This window comes from Paenibacillus agricola (genome assembly GCF_011440305.1).
GTDB lineage: Bacteria > Bacillota > Bacilli > Paenibacillales > NBRC-103111 > Paenibacillus_S > Paenibacillus_S agricola.
Window position 1 is genome coordinate 863,597 of the sequence record NZ_JAAOIW010000001.1, and the last position, 21,998, is coordinate 885,594.

Below are 21,998 nucleotides of genomic sequence, written 5' to 3' on the forward strand. Positions count from 1 at the left end.
GACATTTAACGGTGAAAATCCATGAACAAAGGCACCGCTTCGCTATCTCCAGAACACCCTGGCCACTCCGCTAGGTACTTTACCGCACTTTTATTAGCCCTTTAACCCTTTACTGATCCTAGCATAACACCTTTGGCAAAATACTTTTGCAAAAAAGGGTAAACGATCAAGATCGGCGCCATCGCGAAGGTTACCGCGGCCATGCGAACGGTTTCGAGAGGCGGGATGCCGTCGGCGGCTGTGCCGGAGGCGCCAAGTGGTGTGGAGTCCAGCACCAGCGCTTTGATCAACACCTGCAAGGTCCATTTTTTGGCATCGGATATATAGATCAATGCATTAAAATAGATGTTCCATTGGGATACTGCAAAAAACAGCGTAAAGGCTGCGATCGCAGGCATCGACAGGGGCAGCACAATCTTGAAAAATATGCCTACATCATTACTTCCATCAATCTTTGCGGATTCCTCCAGCTCGGGAGGCAATGAATCCAAAAAGCTTTTGACCACAATCAGCGTCCACGCATTGGTTAAATTTGGCCAGATCAAAGACCAATACGAGTTCAGCAGCCCAAGGCTTTTTACGACCAAATAGTTCGGTACGATGCCCGCGTGAAAAACTAGCGTAAAAATAACGAAGCCCAGCACGATTTTCCTGCCGTCCAAATCCTTTCTCGTCAAACCATAAGCGAGTGTAAATGTGACGATGATCTGCAAAAGGGTACCTACCAACGTAATAAAAACCGTGCTTTTGATCGAGTTCAAAAAGCTTTCTGTAGATAATATATATCGATAAGCATCCAATGACCATTTAGGAGGAAAAAAATAAAATTTTAAAGGCACATAAACCGCTGGATCCGTAAAGGACACGCTGAAAATATAAATAAACGGAAACACACAAATCAAGGATAACGTAGCCAGCAAGCCATAATTGATCCAATCGGCTACCGTTAGCCTTTTTCGGTAAACAAAACTCATCGCTTTCACCTTCTTCATTGGAATGACATGAGTAGCATATCCTAGTAAATTCCCTCATAGCCTAATCTTTTGACGATATAATTGGCAGCAACAATCATAATAAGCCCGATAAAGCCTTTAAACATCCCGACAGCAACGCCCACGCTGATTTTGCCGCCAACAATCCCTTGGGTGTACGAATACGTATCGAACACATCGGCTACCGAATTAACCAATGGATTCATCATCAGCAGCACCTGCTCAAACCCAACATCCGCCATATTCCCGAAACGGAGAATCAATAAAATAATAATGGTAGGGCGAATCGCAGGCAGCGTAATATGCCAAATTTGCCTCCATCGGCTTGCTCCATCAATAACGGCCGCCTCATAGCGGGCAGGGTCAACCCCAGCAATTGCAGCTAGGAAAATAATCGTGCCCCATCCGGCATCCTTCCATATATTTTGCAGCGTCAATAAAATCCAAAAAAACTTCGGCTCGGACAGAAATAAAACAGGTTCATTGCCACTAGCAACAATCCATTTGTTAATAATTCCGATATCAGAGGAGAACACGAAAAAAGTAAGACTGACCAGGATCACCCATGACAAAAAATGCGGCAGATACACGATCGATTGATTGATTTTTTTGAAAAACTCATGCCTGACTTCATTCAGCATTAACGCCAGCACAATCGGCACCGGGAAATAAAACACAAGGTTGAATATGCTAATAACAAAGGTATTCCTGCCCATAATATAAAAATGCTCGCTTTGAAATAAGTTGGAAAAATGCTTAAAGCCGACCCAATTGCTCCCAAAAAATCCTTTGAACGGACTGTAATCCTGAAACGACAGGAGAAGACCCCAGATCGGCAAAAACTTAAACAAGAAAAAATAAATAATTCCTGCCGACATCATCAAATAAATATAACGATTTCTTCGTATTCGCGCCCAGCGTCTATTTTTTACTATGATTCGCTCCATGTGTTTGTTTTTTACTATCGTTCGCTCCATTGTTGACCTCCTTCCGAAACTATAAAAAGGCTGGAGCATCAGTAGAACCTGAGAGCTCCCTCATGCATCCACACCCTCTTATAGTGCTGCTTATTTTTGCATGCGTGACTTCAGGTCCTTGGCAAATTCCTGGTAGGCCTTCTTGACCTTCGGATCGGCATTAACCTTATCCACATATTGCTTGTATTGCTCCATCGTAATTTGACCGACGACCGCTTTGATTCTCATGCTTTGCAATTCTTTTTCATAGGTAGGCCATACATCGATCCAGGCTGGTGAATACAGATAGCCGAAAACATCCGTTTTTCCGACCTTTTCATAAATCTCCATTTCCTTCTGCTTGGCATCGTTATCAGCCTTTGAGGCTCCTGCATAGCTCACCTTTCCCCATTTAGAATAAGCGGGGGTTGTCGCAGCAATCGTGTCTACCGTAATTTCCTTTTTACCCAAGTCAGTCAAAACCTTCTCGCCATTCACATTGTTGTAATGGAGACCTTCCTTGCCGTAATAACCTAAATCGGTGAGCTCCTTGGAGGCGGTTTTCTCAAAGAAATTGAGAATTTGCAATACCTTCTCCTGAGGCACCTTTTTACTAATATATTGGCCTCCACGCGTTCCCATATTTAGTAACGCACCGTCACCTCCTGGCCCTTTTAAAGGCTGGCTCGACACTACGTTTCCTTCAGGTTGGGTTTTCTTTACATTATCCGTGTATACGAAGCTATAATAGGCGCTGGCGTCAAAGGCGAAGGCGCGGCCTGAACTGAACAAATCCTTTTGCTGGGTCACGGTCAAGGTGGAAAATTCCTTCGGGATCAAGCCTTCTGCATATAAGCCACGGAACCATTCGACCATCTGGGTCGCCTGTGGATTCAAGTACAAATAGATGAGCCCACCGTCCGCATCGTAAGTTGGTGTAACTACACCGAAGGCTGCCCTTAGCGATTCCGAGCCAGTAGCATCAGCGATAACATAACCGATAGTGCCGTTGCCGCCTGCCGGATTGTTCTTAACAACCGCCTTTAACGCCTCTTTGTATTCGTCAACGGTTTTCGGCAGCGAAATATTGAGTTTATCCAGCCAATCCTTGCGGAACATGATCGTATTGTCAATCACCGCCCTGCTTCTCGGTATGCCCATGATTTTGCCATCATATTTCACATAGTTCCATGAGCCAGGCACCATATTATCGCGCAAATTCGGGTATTTGGAGAAATCGCCAAGCAAAGGTGTCAGGTCCCAAAATGCACCCTCATTAATCGCGTTTACCAGGGTTGGCCTGGTAAAATCCGCCTTCAGCACCTCCGGGATATCCCCGGAAGCGAGCACGAGATCCAGTTTGGAATTGTAATCGTTCCCATCTAATACAAAAGTAATATTCAGCTTGGTATTTGTCAGCTTTTGCAATTCCGTATAATAGCCGTCGTCCAGCTTTGGTATGGTGTTTGAAAAATTCGTCAGGATTTCGATCGACAAGGGACCCGCATCCTTCTTTTCCGTTGCAGCCGCCCCACCAGGCGTTGCTTGATTGTCCGTCGTTCCCGAGCTATTGCCTGCCCCACCGCTGCAAGCACTTAAAATCAGCAAGCTGAGCATAATCGGAAAGCTGCATTTGAGCCATTTTTTTGCCATCTTCAACACCTCATTTGAGTTATTGGAAAACTTAGATGCACTGTAAGCTTTAGAGTCACAGTAAACACTTATCAGCTGATTTTTATCGCCTCGAACAGTTCCAATTGATTAAGCTTTACCGTAAGCTGGCCCTCTGTGTATTGATATTCGTGATCCTCGCCGGTAACAAGGCTTTTCACAGCCTGAGGCGCCTTATCGTAAGGGAGCTTCACTTCCAGATCCGAGATCGCAACCGGTGCATAAAAGGTAACGCCAAAATGTCCCGTTCCATTCACAAGCTGCAGCAGCGTCGATGCCCGCTCCTTTTGTTCGAATAGGGTGACCTCCACCATAGGTGGTATATTCCCCTGAATCGGCACCAAGCCTGCCACATGCTCCAGCAGATCGGCAATAAACTCACTTGTATTCACATAGCCTTGACGGTAAAAAAGCTCCCCCGGCTTCCAAGGAATAAAGATGCCTTGCCCCTTGCCGTAGGGATGGACAGTAAATGCAGGGTGGTCGGTAGTTTGCGTGTAATAGCAGCGCTCCGGCGGCCCAAACATATGAGGCGGAATCAATTTAAAATAAGACTCAACCTGGTCGTTATAGGCTGCAAATATATAATGGCTATCCAAATAGATTAGCTCGCTGACGGGAAACCGCGGGAATTGGTGCTTGTGGTCCAGTTTGAAATAGGCAGATTGATTGTTCTCGCGCACCGATTGAAGTTTACGGATACCCATGCTTTGCAAAGGAGCCGTAGTTCTGGCATTAAAGTTTTCATCCTGAAAGCCGCTGCGGCCTACAGCAATAACCGTGCCTCCTTTTTCAGCAAAGGCATCTAACCGCGCCACAAACTCATCGCTTAAAGGCTGGTAATCAGGAATGATAATCGCCTGATATTTGTCCCAGGACAGATTCAAAGCATTCTGTACGACCAACGAATCAAACATATAATGGCTCTCCGTTAAAAAACGGTACCAGCCCCGATATTCGGAAGCATTGTCCGAGGATCCCTTCAGCAAAGCAATCGTCGATTGGGATGAGAGGTTCAAATATTCCTGTTCGTGCTCCGCGTGAAAATGGAACATTTCTTTAATGCCCTCATAACCGGATTTATCCTCATGATTATCGAGCCGCCCCATTAAGTAATAATCAAGCCCGCCTCCGTTGGCGAGATTTTGGGCTAGCCGCAGCTTTTGCTGAAAAGGCGATACCGTCACATGCCGATGATAGTAATCAATAAAATCTACGGTCGTATTGCTCGACACCATATTCGGATAGGAGCTAACCGCCCATTTCGTATTCTCCGAAGCACTATACTGCCAATGCGGCAAAGGCCGATCCAACGCCGTATTCGATTCCTGGCGAATAAAGCCTTCCTTTAATTCAAAATTGTTAGCAATTGCTATGTCCGGCCGAACGCCGAGAATCACCTCATGCATTTTGATGGCATAAGCCTTTAGCATCCGTTGTTTAAAAATCAAATACTTGGCATACAACGGATCTGTCGTATCCTCCACCTTCGGCAAGGGAGCGTCGAACATTTCCTTAAACCGCCTTTGGCAGCTGTCACAATGGCAAATGCCATAGTAGTTATAGCTATAATCCTTGACCTGATAGCCGCCCATATTAAAGAAAATACCATCAAAATTCAGCGTAGTGATTGCCTCTTTAATAATTTCAGGAGCAAAAATCTGCTGATAATCACCGCTCAGACACACATGGACATCGCCATTGTAGTCAATAATCTCACCCTTTTGGCTTACATACGCCCATTCCGGATGTGCCTCATAAATCGGCCTGCGCACCTTCGAGAAATCTGTTCTCGCCACCACTTTAATATCCGCCTTATGGCAAGCCGCAATAATATCCTCCAGGCTGTCGCCTGTTAAATACGGGCTTTGAAAATGATACGGCAGCTTCGTCGGATAGCTCGCAATAATGCCCGCTGTGTTGATCATTACCACATTAGCCTTAAACTCCTGCAAATCCGCCACAAACCGCTCCGCATCAATATCCACCATATCAATTTCTCTTAGATTCGTCTGGATCTCCCGCCAAGGCCGTCCATCCCACCATTTTGCCGCTCCACTCATCTTTTTCATCCTCCCATAAATTGATGTTGATCTTGCGATTCCCGCAGGGACAGCCTGCCCTTGCCCTCGCTCTCGCGATTCCCGCAGGGACAGCCCGCCCTTGCCCTCGCTCTTGCGATTCCCGCAGGGACAGCTCGCCCTTGCCCTCGCTCTCGCGATTCCCGCAGGGACAGCCCACCCTTGCCCTCGCTCTTGCGATTCCCGCAGGGACAGCTCGCCCTTGCCCTCGCTCTTGCGATTCCCGCAGGGACAGCCCGCCCTTGCCCTTCCGCTCTGACCTTAACTGCGCCTACTCGCATTACGTCGGATCCCTACAGCCCAAGCGTGTCCCGTAGGGACGGTAGCGCTCCCACCACGCATTACCTTAGTCCATCCCGCACCTGCTCGCACCACGTCGGATCCCTACAGTCCAAGCGTGTCCCGTAGGGACGGTAGCGTTCCACGAACCTAGGCAGCTAAGCACCACCACGGGTGTCCAGAGGGCAGCGCCCTTTGGAGCCCTCCCTTGTAGGGAGGGTTTGGGTGGGTGGCTCCACGAGGGTTTGGGTGGGTGACTACGCTGGCTACCTCCCCGTCAACTCCTTATAACCCCCAGCAAACTCCAGACCCGCCTTTTTAATATTCGGATCATCGTTGATTTTTTTCACATAGGCCTTGTATTCATCCATCGTGATCTGGCCAACGACCGCTTTGACGGACATCGAAAGCCATTCCTGCTCGAATTTCGGCCAGGTCGCGATCCATGTGCTCGATTCAACCACACTGAACGGACTGATGGTGCCTTTGGTAAAATAACCCTGCGACTCGACCAATTTGATTTTGGCTTCGTTATATTCTTTGGGTGCGGCAGGTGTGGTGATTTTTCCATATTTATCATAAAAAAGGGTAATCGGCTGCCAAGGTGAAGTCGAACCAACCTCTTTTTTATGCAAATCGGTTAAGACCATATTGCCATTGACATTATTGGAGTGGAGTCCTTCGATTCCATTGACCGAGAAATCATAAAATTCCTTGTTATTCGTCAATTCCCAATAATCGAGGATCCGCTTCACCTTTTCTTCAGGCACCTTCTTTGAAATTAGGAAGCCTCCATCCACGCCCGTCCCATAGCGGACGGAATAACCACCTGGGCCTTGCAGCGGAGGCGTCGTGTCGACGTTGGCTTCGGGCTGCACCTTTTTGATCGTCTGGGTGAACTGGTAGTCCCAGCGGAAGCTTTCATTCACTAGCGCAGCCGCTTTGCCGGCCTCGAATAGCTCCACCGCTTGCGTCGGCTTCATCACGGAAAATTCCTGGGCCAGCACGCCATCCTTGTACAGCTCACGGAACCAGGCAACCAAATCCGCATATTGTGGCGTTAAGAGCTCGTGGATAAGCCCGCCCTCCGCATTAAACGTCGGTTTGCCTGTGCCGAATGCATCCCCGAAGCCTCCCGCACCTGCGCTAAGCAGATTGGCTTTGGAAACCAAGCCGATCGTATCCTTTTTGCCGTTACCATCGATGTCGGCTTCAACTATTTTTTTCAGGGCGCTGCGGTATTCGTCCAAGGTTTGCGGCATCGCAATACCAAGCTTATCTAACCAATCTTTACGGACTTTGGGTCCACCTGACAGCTGTGGGCGGTTTTTGGGAATCAAATAATTTTTACCGGCAATCCGGCTGTTGATCCAAGCATCGGGTGCTGATGAATTTTTTAAATTTGGATATTTACTGAAGTCACCGAGAAAAGGCGTAAGATCCCAGAAGGCTCCGTTTTTGACAGCATTAACGACGGGAGGATGCTTCTGGTCATGAATGACGAGCACTTCAGGAATATTGCCAGAGGCCAGGATCAGGTTTAATTTCGTCTTATAGTCACCGTCTGGAATCCATTCGAGGTTGAGCTTCGTGTTGGTTCGTTTCATAAACTCTTTCCAATAGGCATTTTCCATATTAGGCACTTCCTCAAACAGCCGCACGGTCATTTGAAGCTCCAACGGCTCTTGCTTGTTAGCATCCACCGGTTTGCTGCTTGTGCTAGTGCTTGTGTTTGGCAACATCACTTGGTCATTGGCCTTCGGATTGCTTGGGTTACCCGTACAGCCAGCCAGGAGCAGAAGCGCCAGTGTCCCACTGACGGATATCCTCCATGGAGACAGTCTTGCAAGCTTCGAGCGATTAGGAGCCAATTTTTATCATCCCCTCATTTGTGTAATAGGTCTTACATACGCATCGTAATCAAAGGGGGGCTGGCACTCAATAGTCAACTTTTGCTATCAAAGGAAATACCTTCTTTCAAGCCGTTAAAGCTACAGCCACAGCCGAATATCAAAAATTGACTATATCTTGCCCTTTCTATCCTTGGCTATAATTTGGTTACGGGAGATGATGTTATGTGGTAACTAACAAAGAAGCTCATGGAATGAAGGCCGCCTATTTCTATCGATTTATATGGTTTGGCTGCTTCTCGGTTTGCTTGCCGATTATGCTGGCTGGTTTGGTTTATTACCAGTTTTCGATGAAGGGGGGAATCGCAAATATTCAGTCGGCCAACCAGACTTCCTTAATTATGGTGGAACAATTTACTGAAAAAGTAATGCGGGATATCGTGGACCGATCCTTCCAATTAGCGTTCGATCCTGCGATCGGCGAATCATTCAACCTTCAGCAATACCAAACGAATTATGTAGCACAAATGGAGCTATTGAATAAAATCTCTTTAGAAAAATACCAAAATAGCTTAATTGGAGACATTTATTATTACTACCGCCAAGCTAATCTTGTGTTATCCACCGAGGCCGGGCATCAAAAAACACCTGATTTTAATTTCAACAAAGACATCGCCCAATTGGAAATAACCGGCCAGGATGGCCAATGGATTTATTTGCCTGAGGGGCTGCGGCATGGTTACATTTCTTTTGCATTAAGGCTGCCTACGCTTTCCTCCGACGAAACGGATTCACAGGGGCTTTTGGTCACGCAGGTGGATGTCAGCCAGATCAAAAAATATTTTGCCAATGTGTCGCTGTTGGCTAAAAGCCAGTCAATTATTGCCCTTGATGAGCAGCAGCGCCCGTTGTTTCACATGCAAAAGGAAAATGATCCCCAAACGTATCTCAACGAAGAAGTCCTTCATACCATAATTGCAGCTCCACAGCAAAGTGGAGGCTTTCAAGCCCATGGCTCCCTGGGGGAATCGTTTTTCTATTCCTATAAAAAGTCGACCTCCGGCCATATGTACATATCCGTCACCCCTTACCAGGCGATCCTTGGTGAATTGGCATGGATTCGCTGGATAACACTGGCTGCAGTTTTGGCGCTAATATCAATCTGTATGGTGCTTACAATCATTAGCCTAAGGCGTGCCTACAATCCCATTAGGCAGCTGTTCGACCATTTGAATAAACAAACCCAAACCTTGGGCGAGCAGCTCGACCGCTTGATTCCGCCACTGATGGAAAGGCTGCTACAGCAATGGCTTGCAGGCAATTATATCCATAGTCCAACTATGTATGATGAATGCCGCAAATATGGAATTCCTGTAGACCATACCTTTGTGGTATTGCTGTTCAAAGTGGAAAATCTATTCAAAGGAGAGCGGTTCCGCCCCGAGGATAAGCCTGTTATTACCTTTGCCGTTACAAATGTGATGAGGGAGCTGCTATCGAGCCATCCCAAGCTGCGTGGCTATGTGCTTCACGACAGCCAAGGGCAAGGCACAGCAATCCTGTATTTTGACCGGGAGGACCCACTCCCTTCGATGGTCCATCAAACAAAGCTATTCGCTGAGTCCGTCCAAGCTGCGATACAACAATATTTGAAGCTCCAGGTATCAGTGGGTATTGGACGGTTCTACCCGCACATCGCTGATATCCGTGTGTCTTACCGTGAGTCCAAGCTGGCACTCCAGTACCGTCTATATAATGAGCAGGAGTCTGTCCTCTATATCGACGATTTGGAAAGCACGCAAAAGCTCCCCACTTTCCGTTATCCCCGCGCGATCCAAAACTCGATTGTGGATGCGCTCGCAATCGGGGACAAGAAGCAAGCACAGCTGGCCATGGAGGCGTTCACCCATGCTTTGCAGCCTTCGGAATCGTATGCGATTAGCTCCCAATGCTACCCGATGCTACTGGCGGCTATTATTGCCTCGGTCGAGCATAAGGGCGGCGGCATACCGGATATGCTGGAATACGACCTGTTCGACCAGCTGAGGGCGAGAGAAACCCGTGCGGAAATGTGCGAGTGGTTTAGCGACCACCTTTTCCCGCTATACGAGCAAATTAGCGACGAAAATTATCATAAATCAGGCAAGTTGATTGCCCAAAAGGTTCGCAAGCATGTGCTGGATCATATTTCGCGGGAAATATCGCTGGCTGAATGCGCCGATCTGCTCCATATTTCGCCAGCCTACTTAAGCCGGCTTTTCAAAAAAGAAATCGGCGGCTCGTTCCTTGATTTTGTAACGGAGAGCAAAATGAATGAAGCCCGCAGGCTGCTCACGGCAACCGATGCTAACATCAGCCATATTGCGGAGGCTGTTGGCTATTCGCATCGGACGTTTAACCGGGTATTCCAGCGGCTGCTCAAAATGTCTCCCAGCGATTACAGAACCCATTATCGATAAACACTTCCCTGTCCTTTGACCTTTGATACGGGCTACCCCGGAGCTGTGTGTAAATATCTTGTCCTGACTCCATGCTGACTCTGATGCTGAATCTATCTATTATTAACGAAAGGAAGAACGCCATGAGGTTGGAACAATCGTCCAAGCCGCCTGGAATCGCGTTATCCGATTCCGTTTCGCGGTCAGGCAGCAAAACCTGGCAGCGTATGCTGGCAGGCCGCTATATTTATGCATTGGTATTGCCGGGCTTTGTTTTCTTCGCTATTTTCAAATTCCTACCGATGTGGGGTGTGCTTATCGCCTTCCAGAATTACAACCCGTTTGCCGGAATAAGCGGCAGCGAATGGGTCGGCATGCAGCACTTTTCCAATTTAATCCAGGATGAGCACTTTTATATTTTGCTGCGAAATACGCTGGTTATTAACTTGATGAATTTGTGCTTTTTTTTCCCGGTGCCGATTTTTTTGACATTAATGTTGAATGAAGTGCGACATGAATGGTTTAAAAAAATTAACCAATCGATCGTGTATTTACCCCATTTCTTATCCTGGGTAGTTGTCGCCAGTATGACATTTTTTATGCTGTCGGTAGATGTGGGTTTTGTAAATAAGCTGCTGGTTTATCTGGGGCTTGATACGATTTCCTTCTTGTCCGAGCCACAATATTTCTGGGGCTTGCTGACGATCCAAAATATATGGAAGGAAACGGGCTGGGGGACGGTTATTTTCCTCGCTGCCGTCGCTGGAGTGGACACGCAGCGATACGAGGCGGCGGTCGTAGATGGAGCAGGACGTTTACGTCAAATTTGGCATATTACCCTGCCAGCGATCCGTCCGACTATTGTGATCCTGCTTATTTTGAGGCTTGGGCATATGGCCGATGTTGGATTTGAACAGGTGCTTTTAATGATGAATCCGCTTGTTAACAATGTAGCCGACGTGTTTGATACTTACGTTTATTATCGTGGCATCCAGCAGGGCGAGATTAGCTTGGGCACGGCGGTGGGCTTATTTAAAGGAGTAATCGGGCTGGTTCTGGTGCTGTGCTCCAATTATGTGGTCAAAAAAATGGGCCACGAAGGGATTTATTAAAGCTGGAGGAACCACCTTCGATCCATCGATCCATTTGTATCCACTTCCGATCTATTCTGCTGCTGAGGAGGCGTACCATGAGTGTTGTCTACAATAAAAAAATGGCTGTCGGCGACTGGGCCAACTATGCTCTGCTGGGGCTTATCGCGATATCAAGCTTGTTTCCCTTCCTATATATCGTGAGCATTTCGTTAACAGATCCCGAGGCCTATGTACCGCTAAAATTTTATTTGCTGCCCGATAAGTGGTCGTTTGCCTCTTATGCTTATATTCTCTCGACTCCAAGCTTCCTGAATGCTTTGAAAAGCACTACTTTTATTACGGTTGTTGGTACTGTGCTGAATATCTTGATTACCTTCACCATGGCCTACGGGCTAACCAAAAAATGGGTGCCGGGCCGCAGCTTTTTTCTAGGCGCTGTGATTATTACGCTGTTTTTCAACGCAGGTGTAATTCCCAACTATATTCTTGTCAAAGAAATGGGCTTGCTGAATTCATATTGGTCATTGATTTGGCCAAGCCTAACCAATGCCTTTAGCCTAATCGTGGTCAAAAGCTTTATGGAATCCATCCATCCCGAACTAGAGGATTCCGCCAGAATTGACGGCTGTAACGAGATCGGTGTGTTTGTAAAAATCATCATCCCGCTCTCCATGCCTGCAATCGCTGCGTTTACACTGTTTTTCGCGGTACAGCACTGGAATACGTATTTCAACGCGCTGATTTACATCTCCGATACCAAAAAATGGACGCTCCAGGTATTGATCAAGCAGCTTGTGATTGAAGCCGATGCCTCCGGCATTGGGCAAGCTGGCAGCTCCGATGAAGCTACCGTTCCTCAGGAAACGATCCGTATGGCCTCAATCGTTCTTGCTATGCTGCCGATCCTGTTCGTCTACCCATTCCTGCAAAAGCACTTCGCCAAAGGTGTCACACTCGGCTCAGTCAAAGGATAATGATTCCGCCGAGCTTCTAATATAAGCAAGCCCAATATACGAAATAAGGAGAGGTAACGATGACAAATGCTAGAATGGAGAACGGACTCGGCATGAAGACACATGGCGTGAATACCCTTCGGAAAATTAAAACCGTACTAACAACTGTTGATTATTCAGGAACCCATTTGGATCGACTCATGGAAGCATTTTCTCCCGCCCATGTGATCCATGTCGATCGGAGAGACGCTGCTGGCATTGCCTCCGCTCTTGAGGAGGCGGATGTTGCCTTGCTGCAGGGTGATTTGGATGAGCGTTTTCTGGAAGCGCCCAAGCTGCGCTGGATTCACTGCGACCATGCCGGCTTGAATAAATCGGCGCGCCCGGAGGTGTTCGAGAAGGGAATCCTCGTTACCAGCTCAGCCGGCCGTTCCGCGCCGGTGCTCGCTGAGCATGTGATGTTTTTCTCCTTGGCGCTTAGCTACCATTTCCCCACCTTCTACAAGGCACAGCAAGACCACCAATGGGGAATCCCGGGGCAGGACCAGCTTCGTGGCTTATACGGCAAGACGATGGGCATCCTGGGATTAGGCCATACGGGCACGGAGCTTGCCTTGCGGGCCAAAGCTTTCAATATGAGGGTGCTTGGCTATCGCCGCAGCGTCACTGACGTCCCCGCCAATGTCGACAAGCTGTTCTGCGCCGACCGCGGGGATACCTTTGATGAGCTGCTGCGCGAGAGCGATATCGTTGCGCTTGTGCTGCCGCTATCCAATGCCACCCATCATTTAATTGGCAAGCGGGAGCTGCAATTAATGAAGCGATCCGCCTATTTGGTCAATCTGGCACGTGGTGCGGTGATTGACCAAACAGCGCTGCTCGAAGCACTGCGCGAGGGCAGCATTGCCGGCGCCGGCCTCGATACATTCGCAGCCGAGCCGCTGCCGGCAGACAGCCCGCTTTGGGATGCGCCGCGCACGTTGATTACGCCGCATTGTACACCGGCTGTCCCTGACCGGACAGCCCGCTCTCTCGATATCATCTGCCGAAACATTGCAGCCTATCGCGCAGGCGAGCCCATGATGAATCAGTTGACGGTCAAGGATATATATACAAAAGCTTGATGGGCACCGATTACGCCGCACGAAGTTTCGCTGAGGCCCCCTCACCGAAACTTCGTGCGATACTGCAACGGCGGCATATCCAGCTTGGCGCGGAACACGCGGTTCAAGCTGCGGTCGGTATAGCCGACCTTTTTAGCGATTTCGCTGACCTGGTCCTCGGTTTCCACCAGCAGCCGTTTCGCCTCCTCCAGCTTGCAGGTCGTCAAATATTCGATATAGTTGACGCCTAATTCTTTTTTGAACAACCGGCTAATATGGGCAGTGCTCATGCCTACCAGCTCAGAGCTATGAACCAGTGATAAGTCCTCAGAAATATGCTCCTTGATATAACGGCATATATGCTGGACAGCTACCTTGCCCATGGGGTTTTTGTCGGAGAGAATGACGTTATGGTACATCGGAAACAGAATTTCAATGAACCATTCCTGAATTTCCTCCGAGGTTTGCCGTTCCTTGAGGCTATCGAATAAATTCGTTTTGTAGAGCTCGCCCGTGCCGCCACGATGCCTCTCTAACGATTGGATCAGGGAGGATAAGAGCAGCAAATAGCATTGAGTGACAGCCTGGTAAGCATGTAGCGCCATCACCGCTTCAGTAAACTTGGCGAATTGCAGCTCAGCTTCCTGCAAATCATCGAATTCCAGGCAGCGGATAATCTCATGCTCCAATTCGAAAGGATACATGAAAAAAACCTCCTGCTTTGTTTCCTTCATTTCCTTCCATTCATAGACATGGTCGGCTTTGTTCTCCAAACGATTGAGCAAGACAGACTCTGCCTCTTGGTAGGACGCCGATACATTGGCAATCGAAGCATACAGCCCGCCAATTCCTGCCGATGCTGTGAATTTCATATATTGCTGGAGAGATTGGATTACGGCTACCGCATATTTTTTGGCTATGGCTGCCGCCTCTTCCTCCTTGCTGTCATCAGCTAAGGAAAGCAGAACGGTATTTTTGCCTTGCTCAATCCCCAATATATAACCCGTTAAAAGCTGATTCTGGAGCAACTCCTCCATTACATTTTGTACGGCGAAGGCAATTAAATGATCCTCCCCGGACTGAAAGCGATTTTCCTTATAAAGCTTCTCGATATAAATAATAACCACAATGTAACAACTATCGTAAGCAATCCGGTATTCCTCGCACGCTTGCCTCGTTTGGCTGCCACCGGTCATCTGGCCATCTAGCAACTTTTGCAGCAGACCCTCACGTAAAGTAGGCTCTTTGCCTTTAATATAAGCGTCAAGCTTTTCCTTCTCTTGATTCAAATAGGCGATACAGGCATTAATATAATCGATTTCATCCTCGGTTTCCGCAGGCTGATAGGATTGATTCAAGCAGGCGACACGATTACGAAGCTCGGCAATCGGATTATATGCATATTTCGAGCCAATATAGCTAAGCACGAGGCCAACCGCGAGAAAAATAAGCACCGTCCCAGCGAACCACCATTGGAAGCCATCTAGCTGCTGAAGCATCTCCGCCTCAGGAATGCCAAGTATAAACATTCGACCCGTTTTCGTCGAGCCCATCGTATACAAATAGTCATGGCCATCCGGACCATTGGAGATGATGGAATGAAAGGCACCATTTCCCGTGCCAGCAACTGGACTGCCCCGAAGCAGCGCCTTCTCCTTCCCAGTTAATCCATCCATGCCCACAGAATCCGAACGATAAATTAAATTTTTTTGGCGGTCAAAAATAAATAATTGGTGGTAGCGAGGCAGCTGGGGGAACAAAATCTGCATGTCGGCGTGGATGATCAAAACCCCCGACGCTTGGTCCGTATGCATAACCGGAAGCTTACGCACATAAGAAATTAACCCCTTCGCAACCCCCTGTGGCAAAAACGTCCAGCCCTCCTCATCTGGATATACCAGCGCTTTTCCCGCATCAACGGACGTTTCAAGATCACCTGGGAGCATTGAGCCGCGCTCATGGGAAATTAATGTACCCATAGGCTGGTTGTAGTAAAGGATGTCCAGAATCGAATTTTGTGCCACCTTAAATAATGTTAGCGTTTTCAAAATACTGGATTGCTCCGCCAGGTCTGTTTTAAAATCAGGGTTTAAAAAGGAATGGTTGACACTTGCGTCCACCGATATTTCGAGCGAGCCTTTTTCGATTTGCTGCATCTCCCGTTCGGTTTGGTTCATCATAAGCAGCAGCTTCGTTTCACTATCTAATTTTTGCTGCTCCAGCAAACGTGTCGTTGTTGAATAATAAAACACTAAGCCTCCCACCAGAATCGGAAAGCAGATGCATAGAAAGCCTAACCAAAATAAACGGAAATAGTAGCGTGAGCGTTTCTCTGAAAGCTTTTTTATCCATCCATTCACGTTGGTAAAGCCTCCTATCCTTGCTAGCTTTTAGTTTTCATTTAACAGCCGGTGATATCTGCAATGCCTCTGAAAACTCAAGAAACGCTTTTTTCATCTCCCCGTTATTTCGAAGCTCGGTAACATAGGCACCGAACTGCTCCATCGAAATTGCCCCCGTAACCGCAGCCAGCACCTTGCTATCGAATTCATCCTTATAACGGGGCCAGATTTCACTCCAGGTATCCGACGCCAGCCAATCAAAGGGATTTTGCTTGCCCTCTACTTCATACATGGCAACCCCACTTTTTTTGGCATCATTGTAGGCTTTGGGCGCTGCCCAGTTATGTACCTTGGACCAGGGCTCATACCCTGTCGCCAACGGCTGGAGCGTAGTGACAGACATTTGCTTGCGGCCAAGCTCGGTTAGGCGGGGCTCATTGTTTTCTAAGGTGTGATGGACACCTTCCAATCCATAATAGGCAAAATGGGTTAGCTCCTTTGAAGCCGTTTGGTCAAAGTACGCAAGAATGCGCTTTACCTTCGCCTCAGGCACTTTTTTGGAAATATAAAAAGCTCCCGTGTACCCCTTTTGCAAATACGCCGTATTTCCGTAGGGGCCTTGAATAATCGGGAGGGTGATTAGCTCCGCACCCTTCTGGCTTGCCTGTATTTCCTGCTGCCATTTATAGTCATAATAAATACTGTAGCTTAACGAAGCGACCTTGCCTTTTTGCAGCAGCTCCTGTGCGTAGGATCTTTTGATAAGCGGGTACGATTTGGCCAATACTCCCTCCTTGTACAAGCCATGAAACCAGCCCACCAGTTCAATGGCTTGCGGGGTCAATAGATCACGAATTAGCCCGCCTTCCTCATTATAGGTGGGGGTAGACAGCCCAAAAGCACCCATAAAGCTTTCGGTAAAAGGGGGGTCTACAAGTCCAATCGTATCGGCTTTTCCATTGCCATCGGGATCCTCATCCACCATTCTCTTTAGAGCGTCTGCATATTCATCCAGTGTCCTCGGAAGCGGGATTTGCAGTTTGTCCAACCAATCCTTGCGAATTTTGATGCCCTTGTCGATCCAAGAGCGAGAACGCGGAACCGCATACACTTCCGCTTTATATTTAACAAAATTAAATACCCCACGAGTGGCATTTGCTTTTAAATTCGGATATTCCGATAAATCTCCTAATAACGGCGTTAAATTCCAAAACAGTCCCTTTTTTAAACCTTTAATTAGTGTCGGATTACTCGGCGTGTCATAGGAAAGCACCTCCGGCAAATTTCCCGAGGCTAATGCGGTATCCAAATGCTTAGGATAGTCACCTGACGGGATCCATTGCATATCCAGCCTGACCCCCGTCCTTCGCTGCAGCTCTGTGTAATATTCGTTGTTCATGTCAGGAGTCGTAGCTTCAATTTGCTCCACCATCATTTGAATTTGCAGCGGGTCCCCGGCTCCGGCTTCCTTATGAGGCTCCACATAACCAGATCTTGAATAGGAGCAACTTGCCCATATAACAGAGCTTGCCAACAAACCCGCCACGAAATAAGTCGTTCGCTTCCCATCGTTCACCAGCGCCCCCCCCATCCTCAGCAGTCCGTTTATGATCTATAAAACGGTTACATACAATTAAGTATAGAGGATATATTTTCGGCGCTCAATGGTCATTTTATGATCTCTTTACTCTCACTCTTGCCAATGATCAAATGGCGCACAGACTCCCTTAGGCTATCCCGCATGTCCAGTGGCGTTCCTTCATCTGTCACCAAGGTATGAATGCGACTTAACTCCATCCCATACAGGAAGCCACTGCGATTCACCTTCGAGGAATCTGCCATCAGAATGAGATGGTTGCTTTGCTTCACAAGCATTTGGGCGATTTGTAACGGCTCCCACTTGGAATAATAAATCCCTTCCAGGCCAAAGCCCATGCAGGAGAACAACGCTTTGTCGAACCGGTATTGGCGCAGCTCACAATGCAGCTTATAGCCAAAGGTTTTGCCATCCTCGTCCACCTCGCCACCTACCATATACACCTTCAGCTTGCCTTTTTTCTGAATCAGGTTCAGTGTGACCATCGCTGAATTGGTAACAATTGTAAGGTTCTTGTCGTCCGGTACATAACGCGAAAGCGCGAGACCTGAGGTGTTGCCATCGATGAAAACACTATCCCCCTCCTCCAGTAGCTGCACCGCTTCGCGGGCGATCGCTTCCTTGCGATCCAGGTTAAGCTGTATCCTTTCGTAATAAGGGACATCCCAAGTGGTTTGCTCCTTTTTAACGGCGCCGCCGTAGGTTCTACGCAAGAACCCCTTCTCGTCCAAAACACGAAGATCCCGGCGGATTGTTTCCACCGAGACTCCATAGGTTTGAACCAATTCATCCACAGCAACGCTGCCGATACGGCGAACGGCTATGAGAATTTCATTTCTACGATGAATCGAGCTCACGTTTGTTTACCTCCTGAAAGCTGTCTGTAGCTATTTGAATTCTTTAAGTGCCTTCATCGCGTCCGCTTGCCCTTTTTTCATTGCATCTGCAGGAGCCATCTTGCCCGCAATCATCGCCTGCAGCGCCTCGCCAACTACGGTATCCATCTTGCTGCGTGCAGCGGTGGAAACATCGATTCGTGCAAAAGGGAACACCTCATCAAAGGCTTGCTTTTTTTGCGGGTTATCTGCAAAGTTTTTCTTGAGCAAATCGGTGTTCTGCGCCGATAATGTAGCCGGGAAGTAGCCGGTTTTGGCTGCATAAATCGACTGTGCTTTGGAATCGGCAAAATATTTCAGGAACAGCCAGCCGGCCAATTGCTTCTCAGGTGTAGTTTTGAACAATACATGGTTGCCCCCGTATAGCTCCGTCACCTTCGTACCGCTTTTGCCTTGTGGTATAAGTGTAATGCCCCATTTGAATTTGTCCTTAACCAATTCCAGCTTCGAGCTGGTACGGGCCGTTGTGCCAATCTCCATAGCCGCTCTGCCGTTGGTGAACTCCTGCTCCGTGTTCTCGGCCAACATGATCGCTTTGTTGTCCAGCAGCTTTTTGATCATCGTGGCGATTTCCACAGCTTGCGGATTATCATAATCTACACCGCTTTGATCCAGCTTAATCGGATCGATACCGTATGTGCGTAGCCAGGTGCGGAAGGTGCCCCCATTATTGGCGTTGCCCATAACCAATGCAGGCATTCCGGTTTTAGCGGTAATGTCCAGTGCCATCTTCTCAAACTCCATCCACGTCGCAGGCGGCTTCTCAAAGCCGGCTTGCTTCAAAAGGTCGATGTTGTAATACACACCCATCGAAGAGTTGCCATGCGGCCAACTCATCGTCTTCCCGTTATATTCGGGAATACGTTGGCGGCTAAGCACGCCCGGCATGATGTCATCCAGCGCTTGTTTATTCAGCCCGTTCACGGAATCGCCGATGTAGGCATCAAGCGGGACAATTTTATCGGCTTTCATATATTCGAGCGTATCGCTCTCATAGGCCATTGCCACGGTTGGAAGCCCTCCGCCTTGCAGGGCTGCACGGACTTTTTTGTTAAGATCGTCGTAAGAGCCTTGAAATACCTCTTTGACAATAATTTTGCCTTCATACTCTTTATTAAATTCAGCCACCATTTCTTTAATCGCGTCCCCATAAATCGTCGCTTGAATGTGCCAAAAATCGATCGTGACGGGTCCGTTTTTGCCGAGCTCAATCCCTTGTGCCACTTGACTAACCGCTTTATTTTCCATTTGTCCGCTGACAGGGGCTGCTTGCTCCATCGTTGCACAACCTGCTGTTGTAAGAAGTAACAGGGAGGCTGCCGTTGCTTTCCATTGGGTTACTGATTTAAGTAAGGACACAAATACCACTCCTTCGATTTTTGTAATGGGCAAACGAATGCTGGTTAAACCGTTGAAACTGTCGGTGCCGATTGATCATTCGAAACCATGGGGATATTCGAAGCCCTCTATTTTCTGTCAACAAGCTCTCCAAGCTCAAAGCTCTCCCCAGGAGCAGGGAAAACCTTGCGTACGCCTTTGCTGTCAAATAAAGTGGGGTGGCTGCTATGCAGCGGAATCACAACCTGTGGTGCGATAGCTGCCGTTAGCTCTGTAATCTCCTGAGGTGCAGCATGGCCGCCCGTCGAGCAGTAACGATATTGCACGCCAAACTCGTTAAGCCACTTCAATAACGTTTCGTCATTAGGCGAAAGCGGATTGCCATCGGCATGTACATAGATAGATCCGGTATCCTGCGAGCCTCTAGCTTCCAGCTCTGCAATTAACGCTGTGTGCGAATAAGTTAGGTAAACCGCATAGCTCGATTTATCTACAACGATTTCACTAGTCGTAATCGGAGCAAAGGGGAGCTCCAGCTCTTGGATCGGATGCGGTCCCTTCGACCATAGAGGCGTCGGCAGTACGCGAATTACCGTGTTGCCGGCCTCCAGTGCCGGATGTCCTGACAGCACAGCCAGCTTGGCAGAAGCGATATGCCAGAGGACAGCCGTGCTTTCATCCATCACCAGCTGGCGGCCCGCTTCCTGTGTCCGGATGATCAAATCGGCCACTCTCTCTACATTGCGAGCGAGGATGTTCACGTATACCAGGCCTTGGGTCTCTTCCATAGCTCGGCGGCATTCTACCGCTACATCAATCTCCAAACGATCCTTCGGCTTACGGAATAAGGTATCCGGGCGCAATCTGGTGCCTTCCGTTATCAGCACATCGACCTCCACGCTCCGGCACCGTTCTATGAAGCTGTCCAAGCGGTAAGCATTCCGGCCATGCCGACGCCAATCCGCTGTAAAGGCGATGGTATGCCCAGGTCCATGGATAATAAATCCAGTAACTCCCGGTGAATCATGGTCCACCTCGATAAATTCGATACGAAACGTACCGAAGTCAACGATCTGTCCATCCTCGACAAGCCTGATGTCGGCATGCGTTCCTTCATATTCGCCCGCTGCTACAATGGCCTCATAGACAGCATAAGCATCGCGATGCATCCATACCGGCAGGCTCGAACGAAGGGAAGGAAGCAAAGCCATATGGTCCTGGTGAATATGGCTGACAAAGCCATGCAGGTTGGCCACCTGTGGCAAATACGGCTTGCCCCATACTTGCAGCAGCTCCGCTTCGCCAATATCACCAAGCAGCATAGGATCATATAAGCCAAGTATTGGCGGAGCCATCCGTGTCAATAAATAGCTGCCAATGCCGTGGTCAGGCTCAACCCTCGTATCTCCGTTGAAAAACCCGCGTGCCATGCCAAGATCGAATACGAAACCGGTATCACCACAGCTATACATAATATGGACGCCACCAATCGTTGTCAGTCCGCCGTAAAAGGTAAGCCGTTCTTCCTGTAATTTCATCATCCTTTACTCCTCCTAGACCACTCGTTTTATTGGTTTGGTGTTTTGCAGGTCAACCAACAGCGCCGCAAGCTCATCAAGTGTAGACAATCGCACATCCCACTGTTGTGGCTCTGAAGAAGGATAGGGGGACACCCAGACCGTACGGCCACCAAGCTTACGTACCGGATACAAATCATTCCAAGCATGGTCGCCAATCGAGAGGATTTGCTCAGGACGTAGTCCCTCATTTGCCAGCAATGCGCTCATATAATGTTCCATGCCAACTGGTTTCTCTGCCCCGTATACGATATCGTCAAACAGCTCCATACAAGCAAGCGCCGTGATAAATTCACGCCCTGAAGGTTCAGGCGAATTCGTAAGCAATATCCTCTTGCGCAATCTGTTTAAATTCCCAATGGCCTCGTACAAACCATGATGGCGCTCAAAGCTTGAAGCGCCTTGGAGCATTTCCTTACGTACCTGCTGGAAGGCTTGCTGGCGCTGCTCCGCCTTTACACCATACTTGGCAGCAAAAATGCCGCAAAGGCTCCAAGCATCCCCCGCATAAATAGAGGCGATTTCTACCGGTTGAGAATGAGGTGAAACTACCTTTTCCTCCCCTAACCAATCCCTGTACACCGAAGCCGGATCTGTCCCCCGTGTCCAGGTATCCGAGCCCGGATGGTACCAATCACCAATACCGCTCGTGTGCCTGCCCTCTAATAAAGCGTCCATATCTGCCAAAAATTCATTCAATCTCCCACCATGCTCACCCTGTCCGAATAACAGCTCCAAATAACGTTTGTAAAACGTCTTATCCTGGTACAACGTCCCATCCAAATCAAACAGGACGACTTCAATATCCTCCATCCAATCCATGCCCATTCC

Annotated in this window: 16 protein-coding genes; 4 read left to right on the forward strand and 12 right to left on the reverse strand. The window is 48.3% G+C overall.

What is annotated here, in order from left to right:
* Nucleotides 1–101 precede the first annotated feature (101 nt).
* From G9U52_RS04085 to G9U52_RS04110, 6 genes are all read right to left on the reverse strand, one after another.
* Nucleotides 102–992, reverse strand: a complete 891-nt coding sequence (locus G9U52_RS04085) for a carbohydrate ABC transporter permease (protein WP_311764800.1) — start codon at nt 990–992, stop codon at nt 102–104.
* Nucleotides 993–1,015: 23 nt separating this feature from the next.
* Nucleotides 1,016–1,969, reverse strand: coding sequence for an ABC transporter permease (locus tag G9U52_RS04090; RefSeq protein ID WP_166146432.1), 954 nt, complete (start codon nt 1,967–1,969; stop codon nt 1,016–1,018).
* A 90-nt stretch (nt 1,970–2,059) separates the two neighbouring features.
* Nucleotides 2,060–3,601, reverse strand: coding sequence for an extracellular solute-binding protein (locus G9U52_RS04095; RefSeq protein WP_166146434.1), 1,542 nt, complete (start codon nt 3,599–3,601; stop codon nt 2,060–2,062).
* Between the two features lie 71 nt (nt 3,602–3,672).
* Complete coding sequence (locus tag G9U52_RS04100; RefSeq protein ID WP_166146436.1) at nt 3,673–5,682, reverse strand: beta-galactosidase trimerization domain-containing protein; 2,010 nt, start codon at nt 5,680–5,682, stop codon at nt 3,673–3,675.
* A 5-nt stretch (nt 5,683–5,687) separates the two neighbouring features.
* On the reverse strand, nt 5,688–5,981 hold the full coding sequence (locus tag G9U52_RS04105; RefSeq protein WP_166146438.1) for a hypothetical protein: 294 nt from the start codon (nt 5,979–5,981) through the stop codon (nt 5,688–5,690).
* Between the two features lie 264 nt (nt 5,982–6,245).
* Nucleotides 6,246–7,850 carry an extracellular solute-binding protein gene (locus tag G9U52_RS04110; protein WP_166146440.1) on the reverse strand — a complete coding sequence of 535 codons (1,605 nt, stop codon included), beginning with the start codon at nt 7,848–7,850 and terminating at the stop codon, nt 6,246–6,248.
* Nucleotides 7,851–8,056: 206 nt separating this feature from the next.
* Between G9U52_RS04110 and G9U52_RS41285 the strand changes: the two genes are divergently transcribed.
* The 4 genes from G9U52_RS41285 (at nt 8,057) to G9U52_RS04130 (ending at nt 13,438) form a co-directional block, all read left to right on the forward strand.
* Nucleotides 8,057–10,288 carry a helix-turn-helix domain-containing protein gene (locus G9U52_RS41285; protein ID WP_166146442.1) on the forward strand — a complete coding sequence of 744 codons (2,232 nt, stop codon included), beginning with the start codon at nt 8,057–8,059 and terminating at the stop codon, nt 10,286–10,288.
* 122 nt (nt 10,289–10,410) lie between these two features.
* The gene (locus G9U52_RS04120; RefSeq protein WP_243767107.1) at nt 10,411–11,379 is read left to right on the forward strand and encodes an ABC transporter permease; all 969 of its coding nucleotides are present in this window, start codon (nt 10,411–10,413) and stop codon (nt 11,377–11,379) included.
* Nucleotides 11,380–11,456: 77 nt separating this feature from the next.
* A complete protein-coding gene (locus tag G9U52_RS04125; RefSeq protein WP_166146444.1) occupies nt 11,457–12,335 on the forward strand; it encodes a carbohydrate ABC transporter permease in 879 nt (292 codons plus the stop codon).
* Between the two features lie 59 nt (nt 12,336–12,394).
* Nucleotides 12,395–13,438 (forward strand): D-2-hydroxyacid dehydrogenase, encoded by a 1,044-nt coding sequence (locus tag G9U52_RS04130; RefSeq protein ID WP_243767108.1) that lies wholly within the window; start codon nt 12,395–12,397, stop codon nt 13,436–13,438.
* Between the two features lie 41 nt (nt 13,439–13,479).
* Here G9U52_RS04130 and G9U52_RS41290 read toward each other — a convergent pair whose 3' ends face one another.
* The 6 genes from G9U52_RS41290 to G9U52_RS04160 form a co-directional block, all read right to left on the reverse strand.
* A complete protein-coding gene (locus tag G9U52_RS41290) occupies nt 13,480–15,777 on the reverse strand; it encodes a helix-turn-helix domain-containing protein (RefSeq protein WP_166146446.1) in 2,298 nt (765 codons plus the stop codon).
* A 37-nt stretch (nt 15,778–15,814) separates the two neighbouring features.
* Nucleotides 15,815–17,335: an extracellular solute-binding protein gene (locus G9U52_RS04140; RefSeq protein WP_166146448.1), complete on the reverse strand. Its 1,521-nt coding sequence runs from the start codon at nt 17,333–17,335 to the stop codon at nt 15,815–15,817.
* 92 nt (nt 17,336–17,427) lie between these two features.
* On the reverse strand, nt 17,428–18,213 hold the full coding sequence (locus G9U52_RS04145; protein WP_166146450.1) for a DeoR/GlpR family DNA-binding transcription regulator: 786 nt from the start codon (nt 18,211–18,213) through the stop codon (nt 17,428–17,430).
* Between the two features lie 30 nt (nt 18,214–18,243).
* Nucleotides 18,244–19,611 carry an ABC transporter substrate-binding protein gene (locus G9U52_RS04150; RefSeq protein WP_166146452.1) on the reverse strand — a complete coding sequence of 456 codons (1,368 nt, stop codon included), beginning with the start codon at nt 19,609–19,611 and terminating at the stop codon, nt 18,244–18,246.
* Between the two features lie 107 nt (nt 19,612–19,718).
* Entirely contained in the window at nt 19,719–21,131 is a 1,413-nt protein-coding gene (locus G9U52_RS04155) for an MBL fold metallo-hydrolase (RefSeq protein WP_166146454.1), read from the reverse strand.
* A gap of 12 nt (nt 21,132–21,143) precedes the next feature.
* Complete coding sequence (locus tag G9U52_RS04160; protein ID WP_166146456.1) at nt 21,144–21,989, reverse strand: HAD family hydrolase; 846 nt, start codon at nt 21,987–21,989, stop codon at nt 21,144–21,146.
* Between the last annotated feature and the right edge of the window lie 9 nt (nt 21,990–21,998).

Excerpts from the sequence above, each read along its gene's own strand:
- G9U52_RS04085 (WP_311764800.1), bottom strand. The coding sequence starts at position 992 with ATGAAGAAGGTGAAAGCGATGAGTTTTGTTTACCGAAAAAGGCTAACG.
- G9U52_RS04090 (WP_166146432.1), bottom strand. The coding sequence starts at position 1,969 with ATGGAGCGAACGATAGTAAAAAACAAACACATGGAGCGAATCATAGTA.
- G9U52_RS04155 (WP_166146454.1), bottom strand. The coding sequence starts at position 21,131 with ATGATGAAATTACAGGAAGAACGGCTTACCTTTTACGGCGGACTGACA.
- G9U52_RS04120 (WP_243767107.1), top strand. The coding sequence starts at position 10,411 with ATGAGGTTGGAACAATCGTCCAAGCCGCCTGGAATCGCGTTATCCGAT.
- G9U52_RS04160 (WP_166146456.1), bottom strand. The coding sequence starts at position 21,989 with ATGGATTGGATGGAGGATATTGAAGTCGTCCTGTTTGATTTGGATGGG.
- G9U52_RS04095 (WP_166146434.1), bottom strand. The coding sequence starts at position 3,601 with ATGGCAAAAAAATGGCTCAAATGCAGCTTTCCGATTATGCTCAGCTTG.
- G9U52_RS04130 (WP_243767108.1), top strand. The coding sequence starts at position 12,395 with ATGACAAATGCTAGAATGGAGAACGGACTCGGCATGAAGACACATGGC.
- G9U52_RS04100 (WP_166146436.1), bottom strand. The coding sequence starts at position 5,682 with ATGAGTGGAGCGGCAAAATGGTGGGATGGACGGCCTTGGCGGGAGATC.
- G9U52_RS04125 (WP_166146444.1), top strand. The coding sequence starts at position 11,457 with ATGAGTGTTGTCTACAATAAAAAAATGGCTGTCGGCGACTGGGCCAAC.
- G9U52_RS04105 (WP_166146438.1), bottom strand. The coding sequence starts at position 5,981 with ATGCGAGTAGGCGCAGTTAAGGTCAGAGCGGAAGGGCAAGGGCGGGCT.